17 protein-coding genes are annotated in these 17,544 nt (G+C 56.7%); 14 read left to right on the forward strand and 3 right to left on the reverse strand.

What is annotated here, in order from left to right; all coding sequences use genetic code 11:
* The 5 genes from RJT48_RS19915 to RJT48_RS19935 form a co-directional block, all read left to right on the forward strand.
* On the forward strand, positions 1-594 hold a 594-nt coding region (locus tag RJT48_RS19915), incomplete at its 5' end, for a DUF7351 domain-containing protein (protein ID WP_311174111.1).
* A 359-nt stretch (positions 595-953) separates the two neighbouring features.
* Complete coding sequence (locus RJT48_RS19920) at positions 954-1,529, forward strand: class I SAM-dependent methyltransferase (protein ID WP_425604748.1); 576 nt, start codon at positions 954-956, stop codon at positions 1,527-1,529.
* On the forward strand, positions 1,529-3,241 hold the full coding sequence (locus RJT48_RS19925; RefSeq protein ID WP_311174113.1) for a serine hydrolase domain-containing protein: 1,713 nt from the start codon (positions 1,529-1,531) through the stop codon (positions 3,239-3,241). Before RJT48_RS19920 ends, RJT48_RS19925 begins: the two co-directional genes overlap by 1 nt.
* A gap of 724 nt (positions 3,242-3,965) precedes the next feature.
* A complete protein-coding gene (locus RJT48_RS19930; RefSeq protein WP_311174114.1) occupies positions 3,966-4,652 on the forward strand; it encodes a helix-turn-helix domain-containing protein in 687 nt (228 codons plus the stop codon).
* A 256-nt stretch (positions 4,653-4,908) separates the two neighbouring features.
* On the forward strand, positions 4,909-5,715 hold the full coding sequence (locus RJT48_RS19935; protein WP_311174115.1) for an alpha/beta fold hydrolase: 807 nt from the start codon (positions 4,909-4,911) through the stop codon (positions 5,713-5,715).
* A gap of 155 nt (positions 5,716-5,870) precedes the next feature.
* Here the strand turns inward: RJT48_RS19935 and RJT48_RS19940 are convergent, their stop codons facing one another.
* Complete coding sequence (locus tag RJT48_RS19940) at positions 5,871-6,536, reverse strand: helix-turn-helix domain-containing protein (RefSeq protein ID WP_311174116.1); 666 nt, start codon at positions 6,534-6,536, stop codon at positions 5,871-5,873.
* 86 nt (positions 6,537-6,622) lie between these two features.
* Between RJT48_RS19940 and RJT48_RS19945 the strand changes: the two genes are divergently transcribed.
* From RJT48_RS19945 to RJT48_RS19965, 5 genes are all read left to right on the forward strand, one after another.
* Positions 6,623-7,945, forward strand: a complete 1,323-nt coding sequence (locus RJT48_RS19945; RefSeq protein WP_311174117.1) for a cytochrome P450 — start codon at positions 6,623-6,625, stop codon at positions 7,943-7,945.
* Between the two features lie 7 nt (positions 7,946-7,952).
* Positions 7,953-9,413, forward strand: a complete 1,461-nt coding sequence (locus tag RJT48_RS19950; RefSeq protein WP_311174118.1) for an amidohydrolase family protein — start codon at positions 7,953-7,955, stop codon at positions 9,411-9,413.
* A 428-nt stretch (positions 9,414-9,841) separates the two neighbouring features.
* A complete protein-coding gene (locus RJT48_RS19955; protein ID WP_311174119.1) occupies positions 9,842-10,843 on the forward strand; it encodes a hypothetical protein in 1,002 nt (333 codons plus the stop codon).
* A gap of 109 nt (positions 10,844-10,952) precedes the next feature.
* Positions 10,953-11,294, forward strand: coding sequence for a helix-turn-helix domain-containing protein (locus RJT48_RS19960; protein ID WP_311174120.1), 342 nt, complete (start codon positions 10,953-10,955; stop codon positions 11,292-11,294).
* Positions 11,294-11,617, forward strand: coding sequence for a DUF7521 family protein (locus RJT48_RS19965; protein WP_311174121.1), 324 nt, complete (start codon positions 11,294-11,296; stop codon positions 11,615-11,617). The genes RJT48_RS19960 and RJT48_RS19965 overlap by 1 nt, the downstream gene beginning before the upstream one ends.
* A 387-nt stretch (positions 11,618-12,004) precedes the next feature.
* On the opposite strand, the gene RJT48_RS19970 is transcribed toward RJT48_RS19965, so the two are convergent.
* Positions 12,005-13,285, reverse strand: a complete 1,281-nt coding sequence (locus RJT48_RS19970) for a DUF1565 domain-containing protein (protein ID WP_311174122.1) — start codon at positions 13,283-13,285, stop codon at positions 12,005-12,007.
* Between the two features lie 265 nt (positions 13,286-13,550).
* On the opposite strand from RJT48_RS19970, the gene RJT48_RS19975 reads away from it, so the two are divergent.
* From RJT48_RS19975 to RJT48_RS19990, 4 genes are all read left to right on the forward strand, one after another.
* Positions 13,551-14,615, forward strand: coding sequence for a hypothetical protein (locus tag RJT48_RS19975; RefSeq protein ID WP_311174123.1), 1,065 nt, complete (start codon positions 13,551-13,553; stop codon positions 14,613-14,615).
* A gap of 8 nt (positions 14,616-14,623) precedes the next feature.
* Positions 14,624-15,166, forward strand: a complete 543-nt coding sequence (locus tag RJT48_RS19980; RefSeq protein WP_311174124.1) for a hypothetical protein — start codon at positions 14,624-14,626, stop codon at positions 15,164-15,166.
* 175 nt (positions 15,167-15,341) lie between these two features.
* Complete coding sequence (locus RJT48_RS19985) at positions 15,342-15,551, forward strand: YgaP-like transmembrane domain (RefSeq protein ID WP_311174125.1); 210 nt, start codon at positions 15,342-15,344, stop codon at positions 15,549-15,551.
* A gap of 57 nt (positions 15,552-15,608) precedes the next feature.
* Positions 15,609-16,187 carry a hypothetical protein gene (locus tag RJT48_RS19990; protein ID WP_311174126.1) on the forward strand — a complete coding sequence of 193 codons (579 nt, stop codon included), beginning with the start codon at positions 15,609-15,611 and terminating at the stop codon, positions 16,185-16,187.
* Between the two features lie 65 nt (positions 16,188-16,252).
* Here the strand turns inward: RJT48_RS19990 and RJT48_RS19995 are convergent, their stop codons facing one another.
* On the reverse strand, positions 16,253-17,323 hold the full coding sequence (locus tag RJT48_RS19995) for a cold shock domain-containing protein (RefSeq protein WP_311174127.1): 1,071 nt from the start codon (positions 17,321-17,323) through the stop codon (positions 16,253-16,255).
* Between the last annotated feature and the right edge of the window lie 221 nt (positions 17,324-17,544).

Below are 17,544 nucleotides of genomic sequence, written 5' to 3' on the forward strand. Positions count from 1 at the left end.
GAAGGGATGTGCCTGTTCTGTGGTGGAACGCAGCTTGAGGCGGGGTTAGATGACCAGTACTTTATGGTACAGTGTCTGTCCTGTGACCAGCCGGTGACGGGGTATATCGTGACGCCAGCTCAGGCGCGTGCGAATTCGGGATCGGCGTTGCTGGAGTCGCTCAAGCGCAAGCAAGCGACCGAGTTTGGTCTCGTACAGGAAGGGATCTGTCCCGAGTGTAGCGGAGAGATTCAGACGATGGTTCTCGATGCGAGTGAACAGTCGGTTCCTGCTGAGGTGCCTGTCTCGTATTTTACTATCGATGAGTGTCAGGCGTGTCTGCGACGGTATAGCGGACCACTACCGTTCAGCGCGGCGTTTCGCACCCCGTCGATCGCGTTTTATTGGGATCACGGTGTCGATATTATGAAGACTGGGTGGTGGGAGCTTCATCGCTACCTCAGGGACGAGCGCTGGAGTGCTGAACAGATCGCTACTGATCCAGCCGAGTATCGAGTTGAGTTGCAGCACGAGGATGCGGTGCTTCGAATGTTCCTTGATGATGCTGCTCGGACGATTCGGACCGAGCGCGTGCGCGGTCGGAACGTCACTTGACGCGTTCATATAATATATCTTTCAAAACGGCTGTTAACCCGTTCAGGGCTGTGTCTCCTGAAGTAGTTCACTAAAGGCGGATTTTTCCTCTTGAGCACGCGTAGCCACTTAATTGTGATTTTGAAACAAGCCTGGTAATATATCAATTATTCGATAATTCTTATGTGGTAGTCTTCCCTCTATCACACACGGAACACGGTGGTCAACTAATGCGCAAAAACGAGACACACGACCCAATCGATGTATCGGAGACTCCCCCTAACACAGGAGAACACAGAACACAGTCCTCGGATGCGAGTCAGATAACCGTCCAAGACATCCAAGATGCCTACGCAGACTATGCGAAATGGTTCGACCGCTTGGGATGGCTGAATCGCCTGCTCACTGGACGCTATCGTCACCGTCAGTTCTCTCACGCCGAGGGGCGAGTGCTTGACGTGGCGTGCGGAGCGGGGACAAACTTCCAGTATCTACCAGAACGGACCGAAATCGTGGGCATCGACATCAGTGATCCGTTAGTGGAACGGGCCCAGTCGGAACTTGATCGTCTCAACCGGGACGGGACCGTCGAACGGATGGACGCACAAGATCTCAATTTCGCAGACAATAGTTTCGACACTGTTATCTCGTCGTTCTCGACCTGTACGTTCCCTGATCCTGTAGCCGCACTGGAAGAAATGGCGCGCGTCTGCCGCCCCAACGGACGGATCCTGTTGCTCGAACACGGTCGGAGCGACAATAGCTTCCTCGCACGGTACCAGGAGTGGCGCGCCGAGGCCCACTACGAGCGGTCCGGCTGTCGGCTGACGCAAAACCCGCTCGCCGTTGTCCGTCAAGCTGGATTATCCGTCGATGAAGCAGAATCTGCACAGCTCGGTCGGATCACCTGGATCGTGTGTGAGCGCCCCGACCCCAGTCATCTCACCACAGCGTAATGACCGGGCAGAATCCAGCGTCACGAAACAGCGGTAGCAAGCGTGCAACCAGACGCGGGGTCCTCGCTGGACTCGGCGCACTAACCATCTCTGGGCTCGGAACGACAGCCAGCAGCGCAGCAACCAGTACTGCATCCAAGGATGACACGGCTTCAAACCAAGAACACCAGTTTCCTGCCGCCAGTCATCTCGAAGCATTCGTCGATAAGGTACTGGCACGACGAATCGGCGATGCAACACCCGGAGCGACCGTTGCAATTGTTCGAAGTGACGGACCTGTCCTCATCAAAGGATACGGCGACGCTAACGTGGACTCCGGAACGCCGGTTCAGGCCCTTGAGACCGCGTTTCGTGTCGGTTCTGTTGGCAAGCTGGTAACGTGGACGGCTGTTATGCAGAGTGTCGAACAAGGTGTCCTCAATCTTGACGAGGATGTTAATCACTATCTCGACGGTTCTGCTGTCTCTGTTCCGGAGACCTACGAGGATCCGGTTACATTACGGCAACTCGGAACACACACGGCAGGGTTCGAGTCGGCTATTGATCCTGAGGTGGTCACTGACCCGGACGCTATTACGCCGCTGGAAACAGTGCTCGTCGAGCAGATGCCGCCTCGCGTCCGCCCACCGGGTGAAGTGGTCGGGTACTCAAACTACGGAGCGGCACTCGCCGGGCACATCGTCGCAGAAGTCCACGACACCACGTTCGAGAAGTACGTACAGACTGAGATTTTCGAACCGCTCGGTATGACCCACGCCACGTTCACTCAGCCGGTTTCGGACGACTATCCCGGGAGTCTCGCCGCGGGGCACTCACAGGATGGGGAGGAGTTCAGGACTGCTGATGAAGTGTACATCAATATGCGTCCGGCAGGATCAATGACAGCGACGGCGCGGGATATAGCGTGGTTTATGCGCGCACATCTCAGGAATGGGGCGGTCGGCAATACGCAGATCTTGCAGGCAGGCACAGCACGACGGATGCGTGAGCGACATCACGTGCGACATCCAGCTGTCACCAATTGGCGGTATGGGTTCCACGAGTACGGGAATCCGGGGAGTGGTGTAATCGGTCATTCAGGAGCGACGGTCCACTTTTCGAGTCATCTCGTTCTTCTCCCTGCGTCCGATGTTGGGATCTTCGTGAACTACAACAGCAATAACAACGACTACCCGCCGCCAGCAACCGTAATTGACGACATCCTCACAGAATATGGACTTCAATCACCGCCGACTGAACCAACACCAATAACTGAACCAGAGAGTCACGAACGCGCTACGGAAGTTGCTGGTGAGTATAGCCTTACCAGCCTGCCACGGAGTGGCCCGCTGCAAGTGGTAGACCTGTTGGAACACGTCTCCGTCGAACCTGCAGCCGACAGTCGGCTCCGAACGACGACACTTGACGGTCATACGCGATATTGGGTTGAGACTGAGCCGTACGTCTATCAAGCAGTGAATGGGCACGATGTTCTTGCATTTGAGGTTACTGACGGTGCTATTGAAGGAATGTATCTGGCAAGCGAGCCGACAGGCGTCTACCAGCCGGTCCCGTCTCACGAACGTCAACTCGTCACCGGGAGTGTCTTGGGTGGGACGCTAACCGGATTCGGTCTTTCCCTTGCCGGATGGGGTGGCCAGGCTGCTTGGCGACAGTGGACTCAGTATCGAACGGACGAAGATTCGGATACAGAAATGGGGAGCACAGAATGACAGACCGATCTCGACATATCTCCCACCAACAGTCGGGGGACTCCACTGCACACAACGACAGTAACGGGTTCACACGTGACTTCATCCATCGGAGACTTAGCCTTGCGTGGCTGGTTCGTGCGACAGGTATCGGATTGAGTAGTGCCTCTCTCGGATTCGTCCTGCTTGTGGGATTCATTATTGAGCGAGGTGGCGAACTCACACTGCTCACACGACCGCTCCCGATGCAACTCGCGCTCGCACTCCCGTATCTTATCGAGGTCTTCACACTCGGGGCCACTGCTGGCGCAGTACTGGCGTGGCGGTACCGCTACTGGTCACTGCCTGCTCGAATTCATCACACACTACTGGTGCTTCTTGGACTCGGATTCAGTTGGCAACTTGTTACCCTCGGGTTCCTACCCATATAGACTGTGCTCAAAATGTGATAATGTTCTCGGAGAATCTCAGCGGAAGCGGAGTGAAAGCCCACCGGTCTTAGGTGGGATGTAGTTGAAAGCCAGCGCAAAATTCAAAATACTGGTAGTTCTCAAGGTGAGTATCGAGACAAGGACAAGGCACCCAAACCCGTTGTCTTCGTCGGGAGTCGTACTGAATGGCTCAATACCGAACCACGACGAGATCGGAAAACGTGGGTCGTAGCGAATTACGGTCCGTGATCCTGTGAACCTTAACGACTTCAGTCGTGGGGGAGGGAACCCAAAACTAGGAGACACAATCAAATATGGGACTGGTTGCAGAGTTCGATATTGATTGCGAGGCGTTACCGCTCACTGGAGTTGCGGTTGCTGCTCCCGACGCAACAATAATACTGAGTATGCAGTTCAATCACGGGAATCGACCTTTGTTTCTCGTCACTGTACGGGGCGGTTCTTCATCGAGAATTGAGAACGCCTTCACGGAAGCATACGACGTTGGAGAATGGACGCTTGTGGGGCAAGCTGACGAGACCCGTCGATACCAGGTGCTCCCAGCCCTCAGTTTGGAGGAGCAACTCGGTGAACATCTTGACGACCTTGCAGGCCTTGAAGCGCTTGCGACGGCTGATGCTATCATCGAACGGATTGATGTAATACCGGACGGATGGCGACAGACCGGGTGGTTCGCTGACCGGGACGCGTTCAGTAAGTTTTCCTCGTTCTGGCAACGGAATGCTGAGTTCCGGTTGCACCGTCTCACCCAGGACGGGGAGACCGAACCACCGGGCGATGGGCTAACCGATCGTCAACGCGAGGCACTCCGAATCGCCTACGAACTGGGCTATTTCGACATTCCACGACAGGCATCCTTGGAAGAAGTCGCCACAGAACTTGATATTACTCCGTCATCAGTCTCTGAACGATTGCGCCGGGCGCAAACCCAACTCATTGAGGAGACTGTGGCGACGACGTGGCCGCCACTCCCCGAGTGATAGTAATTGACACGACTTTCGTGGATGGGTGTATTGCCAGTCAGTGCTGGCTGCGGCTGCTGTCTCCGGTATCACGCTAGTTAACAGTATGGAGACGGGAACGTTCGACAAGACGCTGATTTCCCGATGAATCGAGTTGCGATGTTCGTCGGGAAAGCACGATCTGACTCACCGCCAACCTACTATATCCTTTTAAAGGGCCGGACAACTGGGAGTCACTCATTCTTCGGTTTCACTCCAACGATACAAGGCATCAATGCAGACTGTGATTTCAGCGGATGGGACCAGTATCGCATATGAACAGCACGGCGAAGGCCCCCCGCTCGTTCTCCTTCACGGCGGGTCGTCTCCCGAGTACTGGAAGCCGATCGTTCCTCACTTCGTTGAGGACTACACCGTCGTTGTTCCCCATCGACGCGGCGTTGGGGAAAGCGGTGACTCTGACGAGTATCGTCTCGAACGTGGTGTTGAGGACGTTCGAGCAGTCATCGATGCAGTTAATGGAGCGCCAGTCGTATTCGGGCACTCGTTCGGCGGTCTGTTAGCTTTGGAAGCCGCTCGACATGCTTCGGTAAAGAAGCTTATCGCGTATGAGCCAGCAGTTCTCGTCGACGACTATCGAGAGCAGGCGGCTCTCGCAGCACAGATGCAGAAACGAATCGACGACGGCGATCGACGCGAGGCGATGAAGTTCTACATCCGAGAGGTGATGCACGGTGGTGAGATCGATGATCTCGACGGCTGGCTCGCTGAGTGGCCGCCGTGGCCCGATATCGTTGCCCTGACCGAAAACATCGCGCGAATCAATCGCACTATCGAGCAGTACCAGCTTCCGGACGCACTTGAGATCGACGCGCCAGTCCTCTTACTGACCGGGACTGAGGGACCGCCGCATCTACGAGACGGCATCCGTGCAGTGGATGCCGCCCTTTCGAACAGTCAGTTCGTCGAATTCGATGACGTCGGTCACGGTGGTCCGACGGAAGCACCTGATCGCGTCATCGCAAAGGTACGCAATTTCATCGGCAAGGAAGAGCTGTCAGTAGCGGAGTCTGGCTACTGATCGAACTCCACCGTTTCGTTCGTCCGAACGTAGTATTCACCACCGCCAAGGGCGAGATACAGGAGAATATACACTGTGAGTTTCCCACGCCTGTACTACGATATTCCACTGACTCGGGGGAACAAGTTTCGTCGACCGCGTCACAACGCCATCAGCTAATCTCCATAGAGTGATACAAGTCGCGCCTCTGCCTTCCGCAAGTGGTCTGCGACGGTGCTTTTTGAGCACCCTATCTCATCGGCAATCTCTCGGACGCTTGTCTGCCGCGGGACCTCGTAATATCCCTGTTCGCGTGCAACGTCAAGCACTTCTCTTTGGCGGTCGGTCAGCGCTGCGGCTTGCGGTTCTCGGTAGGCGTCGTATTCTCCGAGACGGTTGATTGTCACAGAGAGGTGGTCGGGAAGGTCATCGACCAGGCGCTGAAGGGCGTCGTGGTCGCCAGCGATCTCAAACCACATCGCACCGTCGCTGCCGTATTCAATCGGTGGGACAACGAGGAGTTCCGTATCGGCGAGGAGAGCACGGAGCCGACTGGCGAACCCCTGCGCTGCCTCTCGAATGTAGACGTAGAAACTACGATTATGAATCGGTGTTACGTCGTACTCGTAGATCGTGTCGACACTATCAAGCGCTGAGAGGTACTCGTCGCGTCCGTCCGTAGTGTGTCCGACGATATGGAACAGGGTCGTGACGTACTCAGGGTTCGAGAAGTTCCAGTGCCGGAGGGACGCTTGCCGAATCGAGTCGTGTTCAACGAGAAACTGGTGCATTGGATGTCTCGCCTCCGATGGGAACTGGATCTGTAGTTGCAGGTATCGCATTAGCGACAGCAAAAAGCCGAGGAACGTAAAAATGGGCGGACCTGTCCGACAGAACACAGGAGACCACGTGTCGCTTACGGGTATGTATGAGCACAGCAGAAGAGTACCCTCCGGGCCCGCGCGGACTCCCCGTCATCGGTAATACGGTCGCGTTGAGTCGTGACATTTTCGCGTTTTTTGAGGAGTTGCGTGACGAGTACGGTCGCGTCGCAAGCTATGATGTCTTCGGCACTGACGCGTGTATGATCGCCCATCCGGATGCGATCCAGCAGGTGCTCCTGGATAATCACGAGGCGTTCGAGAAAGGCGAGGTGTTGACACGGAATCTCGCCGATGCGATGGGCGAAGGACTGTTCGTTAGTGGTGGCGAGCAGTGGCGGAACCAACGGTCGCAGGTGCAGCCAGCGTTCTACCGGGAACGGTTGACCACGTACGTCCCAGAGATGCGCGCCACCGCAGAAGAGACAGTCGAACAGTGGCACGATGGGATGGTCGTCGATGTCAACGACGTGATGACGGCGACAACGATGGGCGTGCTGGGACGGACGCTGTTCGGCGTAGACGTGACGGACCATCCGATCATTTCAGAGGCATCGAATGCGATGCTCGCTCGGTTCGATACGAGCCGATTCTGGTCGTTCCTCCCGGATCGTCTCCCGACGCCGACGAATCGACGGTACAGACAGAAACTCAGTGAACTCCAACAGTTCGTCGACGAACTCGCTCAACAACGGCGAGAGCGGCAGCCCGAGAACCGCGGTGACGACCTGCTGTCGATCCTCGTGGGGTTCGTCGAAGCGAGTGACCTCTCCCAAGAGGAGTTCCGTGATAATATGGTCACGTTCCTCTTCGCAGGCCACGAGACGACTTCCCTGGGGCTGACCTACACGCTCCTGTGTCTCGCACAGCACCCGGACGAACAGGCTGCGCTCCGGGCGGAAGTTGACGCCGTCTGTGATGGGAGTGTGACTGCGGACGATCTCCCGCAACTCGAACGGATGGAACACGCGATCGACGAGGCATTACGCCTGTATCCACCTGTGTATATGTTCTTCCGGGAAGCAGCGCGTGATGTGCAGTTACAGGGCTATACGATTCCGGAAGGGACTACACTGGTCTTACCGCAGTGGGCCGTCCACCGTGATCCGGCGTGGTGGGACGATCCGGAAGTGTTCCGTCCAGACCGGTTCGCTGGCGATCCTGACCGCCCGGAGTATGCATATTTTCCGTTCGGCGGCGGTCCTCGGCACTGTATCGGGATGCGATTTGCACGGATGGAAATGAAGACGATCCTCGCCACGATTCTCGACCCATACACGTTCGAGCTTGCGTCCGATCCCAACCCAGATTTGATTGCCAGTACGAACCTCAAACCCGGCGACCCGATTGAGATCGAACTCTACGAGTAGGTTAGGTATGTCACCGGATATCTTGATCCACGACGCGACTGTGCTGACAGTCAACGAGCACAACCAACTGTATCGAAACGGGACGGTCGTCATCGACAGTGGGATGATTCGAGACGTACGACCGTCCGAATCGGACGATGCCGATGCAACTGCCGAGACCGTCATCGATGGCAGCGACAGCCTCGTGATGCCCGGGTTGATCAACGCTCACGCGCATCTGGAACTCACGGCGCTCATCGGTGCGTTCAGCGAGATGGGTGTCGGTGAGTTGGTCACCGAGATGACTGCCCTCTGTGAACAGCTCGGTCGTGGCCAATACGAGTATCTCGTCAAGGCAGGCTGCGAGCTCGCCGCGTTGAATTTCATCCGGAGCGGGATCACGACAACGAATGCGATGGACGCCCTGCCGAGTCACGGGGCTGAAGCTTTCGGTGAGGCTGGACTCCGAGGCTTCTTCGGCCCGTGGATCAGTGACTTGTTCTGGGATCTCCCCGAAGACGAGCAATTCGAGCGCGCTCGGTCATTTATCGAGCAGTATCACGACAGCTACGATGGGCGAGTACAGGCTACGGTGTGTCCACACGACGACTGGTCGTGTTCTCGGGACGTCTGGGAACGGACTGCAGAGTTGGCGGCGGAGTATCCCGACCTGCCGGTCCACACACATCTGCTTGAACTGGACGCGAGTAATACGATGGCGCGGGCGAACGACGCCGATGATTCGCTTGCGCTGCTGGACGAAGTCGGTCTCTTGGATGAACGACTCGTCGCCGCACATTTCCGCGTTGCTGACGAAGAGGACATCGAACGGATGGCGGCACACGGCGCGTCCGTCGCTCACTGCCCCTCGGTCTTCTGTTACTGGGAGCCAGACGGTGAGACGGAGTGGACACCAGTTCCCGCGTTACGAGAGGCAGAGACGACGGTCGGACTCGGTCTCGACGATCACTACTGGCACGACTCCAGCGATCTGTTGAGCGAGGCCCGACAGGCACGGTTGGCAGCCAACCTCTCGTTTGGAACGAACCAGTTTCACTCGATGGAACTGGTCCGGATGCTCACTATTGAGGGTGCAAGAGCGCTTGGCGTCGGCGATGAACTCGGTAGTATCGAACCCGGCAAACGTGCTGATCTTGTCATATTGGACTTGTCAGATCCGAAATTCGCACCGCAGACGAACATTCCAGCACTCGTTGCGAACACTGCGACGGCTGACGACGTTGCGTCAACGATCGTTGACGGTGAGGTATTGATGCACGACAACGAGGTCCGATCAATGAATCCTGATCCCGTGTGTGAACGCGCAACCGCCGCTATCGAACGGTTTAGTGACGAAATTGGTTGGGAGATAGATATCAGCGGGAGTCACCCACCAAGCCATCTTCGCACCGCTCGTGACCTCCCGAAACGAGGACCAGCACATCTCGTGGCTCGACTGGGTCTGCAACACCTCAGGGACAGATTCTGAGTGAATTTGTGTACCCACCTCAATACCTGTGGAAGCACGGCTCCTCAAAGAGCCACTAAGTACGACCCCGACATCGATAGATCAACTAAATCGGATATAAAAATCCATCGCCGACCTGCGCGTGCTCGGGGGCGATACTCCAATTATACACCAGTCCCACGCAGAAATTGGACCGCTGTATGTCCCCCCGACAACATCGGTCCTCCCACGAGCATACCCGTCGTCAGGCACTCGCCAAGGGTGGTGCGACACTCGCAACGTCACTATCAGTACTGACTGCTGGGTGTCTCTCTAGTCTCCCTCCGCTTGGCGGTAATCAGCGCTATGGTCGTCTAAGCGCTCCAGGTGGGGGTGATCCCAGTTACCGACAGTGGCTCCCTGCACCGACGACGATTGATCCACCGGTAGAGCAGTACGCATTCACTGCGATGCGCCCGACCGGCGCTCGCCCTGACGCCCCTGAAGTATTTATTGCGCGACGAGCCCACAGCAAGGCGGATACCGACTACTTCGGGATCGGCTTCGAGAATTATGAGTGGTTCGTTGACTCGACCGTCGGCACCGTCATCAAGGCAACCTTCGATCGCACCGATGTCGTCCAGACGCTTACCAACAGCGGGTATGAACGCGCTGGTGACTACCGAGGGTACGTCGTCTACGCTCGATCGGACGTGCCGCGTCGTGTTGCTGTCGGCGAGGGGATCCTCGCGTGGACGAATGCATACATCCACGACCGACCGCATCTGGAGGCGCTCGTTGATGCGGGTGCAGGCGACCGCCCGCGCTATCACGAACAGAACACACGCTTCGATCGACTCACAACAGCAGCTGGTGGAAACGGACAACTCCTCGTCAACACGGACATCCGTGATCCGACGGGGCGACCGGCGATGATCGCCGACACGTTCAGATTCGACGACGATGCAGCCTATCAGGTCGTCTACTACCACTACGCGAACGACCGCGTGCCGACAAAATCGGCGCTGCAGAAAGCGCTACAAAAAGATGACTACCGGTACACGTCAGAAGCCGAAACGTTCGACGTACAACTAGCTGATCAGCTTGCAACGGTTGAAACACGAGTTCCATTCACGGGAGAACGCGAAATATCCCCGCAGTACGACCTTCCGCAGGTGACGTGGGGCGGACAGTACGACCAGGCGGATACGAGTGTCACGTTCCGACACGAGGCTGGCGAGTCGGTCCCCGCAGCCAGGCTCTACTACGATGTGGACAGCCCCGACGACGTCGGGGAAATCGAGACACAGCCTCTCTGGTCGGACCGGGACACAGTTTCGTCCGGTACGGAGGCCACGATTGATCTTGGCGACTACCCGAACGCGACGAGCGTCAGTCTCGTGTACTCGATCGGTGGGACCCACTTTCACGTGCTTTTCGAGTTAGAGCTACACGGAGGGGCCGATGACTGAGGTTGCTGTTCACTGGCCAACTATTCGGAACGGACAGTGGCTGTCACGAGAGGTGATCGGAGATGAAATCGAGAATATTTGTACGTCCCGGATGACATCTAAGGAAGAGATGGCCGACGTGGAACTCGAAACAGTCGTCTCGCTGCTGGACGACGAACACGTCCGGTCGATTCTGACTGCAACCAGCGAAACGCCGCTGTCGGCCAATGAATTGAGCGAGTACTGTGGTATCTCTACGTCCTCAATCTACCGGCGATTGGATCGGCTGACCGCAGCCGACCTTGTTGGCGAACGGACGCGACCACGATCCGACGGCCACCACGAGACGGTGTACGTGTCTCGACTCGACCGATTTGAGCTGATGGTCCACGACGGCGAATTAACGTGGGATATTGACCGCGGGAGCGACGATGTCGCCGATCAACTGACGCGTCTGTGGGGGAAATTCTGATGTCAGTTGTTGGATTCGGGTCCCCCCTCGGCCTACTTGCTGGGGTCTTGGCGACTGCCTCGGCAGTGGTGGGACTCTATATTGGCTATCAAGCGTACCGTGGGCTTCGACGCAACGACGAACGGTCAATGCGCTGGCTCTCAGTCGGGATGATACTGCTGTTCGGGCTGACGTACCTGCTTGCGGTCACCGGACAGGGATTGCTTGCATTCCGTGTGATTCCCATCTCCCTCCAGAATGCTGTCCGTCTGCTTGTCAGACTGACCCAGCTCGTTGGGTTAGTGTGTATTGCGTATTCCCTCCAGGTTGCAACAAACCAGTGACCCAAGTTTTCTGAGCGCAATAATCAGGAATCGTTCAATATGAATCGCCTCGGGGCAAGCCCCGAGGCACTCGGCCTGCTCCGCGTTTAGGGTGTATAGCCTCACATCGGATCACCAATCGGACTATCCTCACCGATCGGTCTCGTTTCCCCCACGAGGGAGTATTGTGCGCGAGGGATTCAGCGTTCTTGAAGATTTGTGAGGTCAATACACCGTACTGAACAGTTCTCGTTCGATATTGTCAACCGAGATCTACTGAATTAGCGATCAAATCGCGTGTGCGTATTGACCACCGAGGGATCTTCCGATCATCGCCGGATCTTCGGAACTTGTGAAAAATGTGCCGCGTTTCACGTACGTTGGCCAGTTCGCATCAGTCCGTTCTGGTTATGTCCACGGACTCTCACCGCCGGTATGGCCCACGCCATCGCCTGCCGGTATCTCATTAGGGCAGCTCCGATCAGGCTCTCCGTGCGTCTGTCCGTTGTACTCGTTCCCACAGATAATCCGCTGTGCGTCCTGTCCTTGGGTGTCAGGATACGCGAATCGGAGTGCCAACCCATCGTTATTGAGGAGACGATTTCCGTAAATCGCGTTATTTGTTCCACCAGCTGCATAGCTCTCTGGTGGATTCTCAGTTGCTGCAATATCCGAGTCGATCTCGATCCCAGCCTCTGCACCCCCCGACAGAATATTCCATCGGACGGTGATATCAGACCCACCGATGTGGAGCGCACTCTCGGTCCCCTCGTCGGTTATCGCTTCGGCTGATCCGCCAGCACCGGTACAGTACTCGATAGTGACGTTTGAGGTTCCGGTCTTACAATCAACCAGCTCCGAGTGGACGTATCCTTCGCTGTTGTCGATATGGTGAATATGAATGTTCCGTGTTTGATCCGGGGGATACCCCTTGCTCGGCGCGTTTCCGAGATAAATGATTTCGCTGTTATGTCCGGTCGCATCGCCTTTGAGAAACTTGACGCCTGCAGGCCCGATGATCCGGAACTCTCCAATCTCGATGTTCTTCGACCAGTGGACCTTGATGAAATCAGCGCGACAGTTGCCCACTGCGTGTGGTTTCACCTTGACGCCAGTAAGGTACTTGTCGTCCGGGACAGGGTCGTCCCCGCGCTCCCCGTTTTTGATCGTCTCGTAGAAGCGTTCGTTGACCTGCAACAACGACTCCGCGTATGAATCCGGGTCCTCGGGGGCGGTTGGTGTGTGAAGGCCATCAAAGGTTAATCCCTGTATGTGGACGTGGTCGTGATTGATCTCAAACGGACCATCGGCGTTGAATATCGCGTCCGGTGGTCCTGTGACGGTTATCGGTTCATCTGCAGTCCCGCTACGAACTGTCTCTACTGGGCGTTTGTATCGTCCTGGAAGAGCGTGAACTGTTTCGCCTGGTTGGGCTCTGATTAGCGCTCCCGGGATCGTCTTGAGTGGCTCTTCCCGCGTCCCAGGAGCGTTGTCAGATCCATCTGGCGCGACAAAAATCGTGGTTGGACTTTCGCGTGGGGTCTGTGATGTAGTTGCTGTGGCACTGTCTGTCCGCGTCCCTACCGTCGTGTCGGACGCTGTTTGTTGATCGGAGCCTGATTCTCCACTACACCCAGCGAGCAGTCCCACTCCCGCAACCCCCGAAGCGAGAAACGCTCGTCGCTTCATACCCCAGTGTTTCAATGAATATCTATAATTGTTCGTTCCGATTGTTCAGAGAGTGAACCCCTGGATCAATCGCCTACACTGACCGATTCCGCCCGTGAAGATTGGAATGAAGAGGATCATCCTGTGACACCCTCCTCGTAGGTCAAGAGCAAAGCGAAGTCAGCGGGATACCGCCCCCATAGTTCGCACTTATTGTGGTCGGCCTTCATCTCTGACCAGCACTTGCCGCACAGCACCTTTGTTGCTGGCCACGTACCCCTCCGTCGTGAATCGAGATGTACAGCCTGCTGATTGGGTGGAGCTTGATCCGTGGTGGGATACGGCGACGCAGTCACACCACCTCCTCTCGCAGTCCGACGGTACTAGAGTCGTGGAACTCGACCGGATCAACGATTGGTGGACCGACGTAGATTCGTGGTGGTACACCTCGGCTCGACGTTTCGGACCAACAGCCGACGCTGCCTCGTCGCAGGTATTCCCCGAGACACACCCGCCAGACGTATGGGCGGGTCTCGACGACTGGTGGGCGTCGTACGCAGAAACCGGTACTGATGCGGCAGTTCAGCTCGGGGAGGTGCTTGCGCAGTCCAACGCGCGCTGGGCCGCTTCTGACGCCCCGTTCGATACGGATCCGCTTGCGACCGACGTGAGCGATCGTCCAGCTCAACGCGGCCCGTATCACCCTTCCAACGAGGTCGCGTGGTCCCGATGGCTCGCCCAACTCCTGCGGCCAAGCGGTGTACTCATCGCTGCCCTCTTCGACATCCCAGTAGAGGGTCCGCCGGACGAGGTGGATCGGGAAGTTCGCCTCTCGAACCCGGATGGTGGGACACGCCGCGCGGACCTGCTGATCCGCCACGGCGACTACGGCATCTCGATCGAAGTGAAACTCGACGACGAGAACTACGGAAAAACTGCCGAGACAGCCGCACTCGTTGAACACCATTACCCCGACCGGGCGTGGACGCACGTGTTGCTCCTCCCGGAACAGAAACGCGACCGGCTCGACACGATTGTCGCTCCCGGGGTCGAACAGACACCGGCGGGTCAGTACCGGATTCCGTGGACCGATCCAGGACCGGTTGACGTCCGCTACTGGCGAGACGTCACAGCGACACTCCGTCGGCTCCTGCGCGCCGGGGAGATCGTAGACGACCACTGGGCAGCGAATGCGTACCTGTTCTGCGCAGTAGCGGAACAACAGCTGTTGAACTTCGCGTCCGAACCCGACGTAAAACGGTACGCCTCACCAGCGAACGTCGTCGAAGCACTCCGCCCGCACCAGCTCACCGACACGCTCGATCGACAACTAACGTACCTCCAACAATAACACGATCGATGACAGACGACTTCCTCACCAACGGCCTCACGCAGGATCGTTACCTGAAAGCACTCCGGCTGACCGACCAGTTTCAAGCCGAGATCGCAGCGATCCTTCGACAGTTCGACCAGCGAATGGTGGACGCCCAGCCCGACCTTTTCGAACCGGGACTGAACCCAAGCGTGAAGACAAGTGAAAGCCCCGGCAGCGGATTAGCGAACCACCGCATTAACCATCGAATGGAGGGACCTGCTGCCCCGAGCGGGAATCAGAAATTGAACGTGCACCTGTACTGGATGCCGCCGACGGAATACGACCGGACCGACATCGATGGCGCGTTACGCGCATTCGGCTACAAAATCAAGAACGCTGCCGCTGACAAGGATACGCGTGTTGTTGAACAGACTCGTACCGGTGATTGGGCCGTCAAGACCTCCGACAATCCGTACGACTCGAACAAGGTCTTCTACAACCACGTCAGCTCACGCGCTGATATCGAAGCCGCCGTCGACACGCTCGTCGAGCACTTCGCAACGCTCGGCGGCGAATACAGGAAATAACTCGGATAGAAGCCTGGCACACATCGGTACCGCAAGAGCGGGGGTTCGATCACCGAAATTAGAGCCTCTGACGGCATACTCTCCCTGAATGGTGGAGGAGAAGGCACAAGACTATCGGTTATTGCGAAATAGGGGTGAGAAAAAACCCAAGTCCGACGCGGCCTACCAGCCTGATATGACCGAAAAGAACGTCGGTGGCCGTGATCGACTCCTCCGCGGACTACTCGCAGCTCTTCTGACTGTCGTGGCTGTCAGCACGCTCCGAAATGGCAAGCGCAAGACCGGCCTGCTGGCTCTCGGTGGTGCGCTGGGATTCGGGTTCAACGCCGTGACCTGTTTCTGTGGACTGAACGAAACTCTCGGTATCGACACGACCGGCGAGTAGAATCGAGTAGAATCCTCTGCGCCGAACGCTTTTCACGAAGCCATACGGCGTGAGCGTATGACCGAACAGCCCGAATCAGGCGAACTTCTCGTTGGGTCGTATCTTCGACTGATAGAAGAATGCGAGTTAGTCACCTACAATCAGCGGTCCAACGAAGAAGGCAATCAAATCGAAATTGACGTCATCGGAGTAGACAACACGGACGAAGGTACTCAAGTAGTGTACACTTGTGAGGTCGTGACCCATATTGACGGATTGCTCTACCCCGGAACACCTGATACTGACCGATGGGCTGAATACGGGAATGACGGCTATCAGCACACAATTGACCGTCTTTGGCGGAAATTCAACGCGGATAGAGACTATGTTCTGGAGCTGTTCGATTCCGCTGATTCCTACGTGTTCCAATTGTGGAGTCCAGTGGTCCGAGGGAACCGAGATGAAAACTATCTGTTGGGCGGACTATACGAGATGGCCGACCAGTTTGAGGAAGAAACCGGGGCGGAACTCGAACTAGTGATTAACGAGGAATACACCGAGCGCATAACCGCACTGCGCGAGAAAGCAGGGCAGACCGAGAAAGACTACGGCGAACTCGGTTTTCGGATTCTACAGATTCTCGAACACCTTCGATAGAAGTTCGCCCCAGCGTGATGACCTGACCGGACATTGTTCAGAGAAGAGTTCGTCTGAACTCGGAGTCACGTATCTTTCGACCATTGCGGGCGGGTACTCGCAAATGTGTCATCCCGGTTCTCTTGTTGCTGTGGCTGTCGTTTCGAGATCTCGGTGGCGTTGAAACCTTCCTCAGTCTCGATCACGTTGAACGTAAGCAGGTCGCCTTCGGTGGCGTCGTGTCCGGGATACTCGCTGATATGGAAGAACACATCTTCGGATACATCTGCGTCCGGATGGTCGACATCGGCGAGGGCGGTCGTGGAAATGAATCCGTACCCGTCGCTTGAATAGTGGGTGACAGTCCCGATCGCGTCACGAACAAGGACGTCTGACTCAGTCGTGGATTCAGATTGTGATTCCGTGTTCGGTGTTGCACAGTGGAACTCGTGGGCTTGAAGTTTGCGCCGGGAATCGAATGCCTCGCCGCAGGAACTGCAAGTATAGTCCGTCTCGTCCGTGGTGGACGTGTTCGTCGAGTCCGGGGGCGTCGCGTTACACGACTGCAGATGCTGCGTTCGTGCATACTCGGCGATGAACTTGTTGTGACAGTTCGGGCACTCGAAGTACTCTCCGCTCGGACGATCGTCACACTGCGCCCAGTGTGACGTGAGTTGCCCTTCGAACTCGAACGGCTGCGCACAGAACTCACACGCGAAGTGACTCTCATTCGCAACCGCAGCTACTGTTGGGTGCGCCTGTTCAGCTGTACGCCCAGTTCGTGACTCCTCGTCGAGTGCTCCCGCCCCTCGTTCGTTCAACCCGGTTGCGGCGATCACGTCCCCAACGAGTTCTTTCCGGTCCTCGCTGAGTGAGCTCGACACCTGCTGTAGCAACCACAAAATCGCGTCTACTGTTTGTCCTGGGACCACCGCAGCTGAGGCTGTCGTCACACTGGCTTCGACGTGTTCGACGTGTTGTGCTGCCTCTCCGTCAATCGGGTGGAGTTGCTCCGTCAACACGCCCACCATCACCAGTCCTTTCGGAACCGCATCGTCAGGGAGTGTGTTGAGGACACGGTGAAACGACTCACTCACGCGGTATTCCACGGGAGTCGTGTCGGACACGACCCGTGATTCCTCAACACGAAAGCTCATCGCAGTCTGTACGGAGGTCTTCGAGTAACGTCTTAAATTCTAGTGCGGGAACACGAACCCAGACTCTCGTCGTCCCACAGCAGACGTGACACTCGCGTAGTCGCGCTCCGTGGATGTCTACCCGATCTTCCGGTATCGCTACGGCGACTACTGCGAAGGCGTCTTCTGACGGGAAGAGACATCCTGCCGCTGAATTGCGGACCCCCCGTCCAAGCAGCTTT

Origin of the sequence: Halobellus ordinarius (assembly GCF_031823395.1) — an archaeon.
Lineage (GTDB): Archaea > Halobacteriota > Halobacteria > Halobacteriales > Haloferacaceae > Haloquadratum > Haloquadratum ordinarius.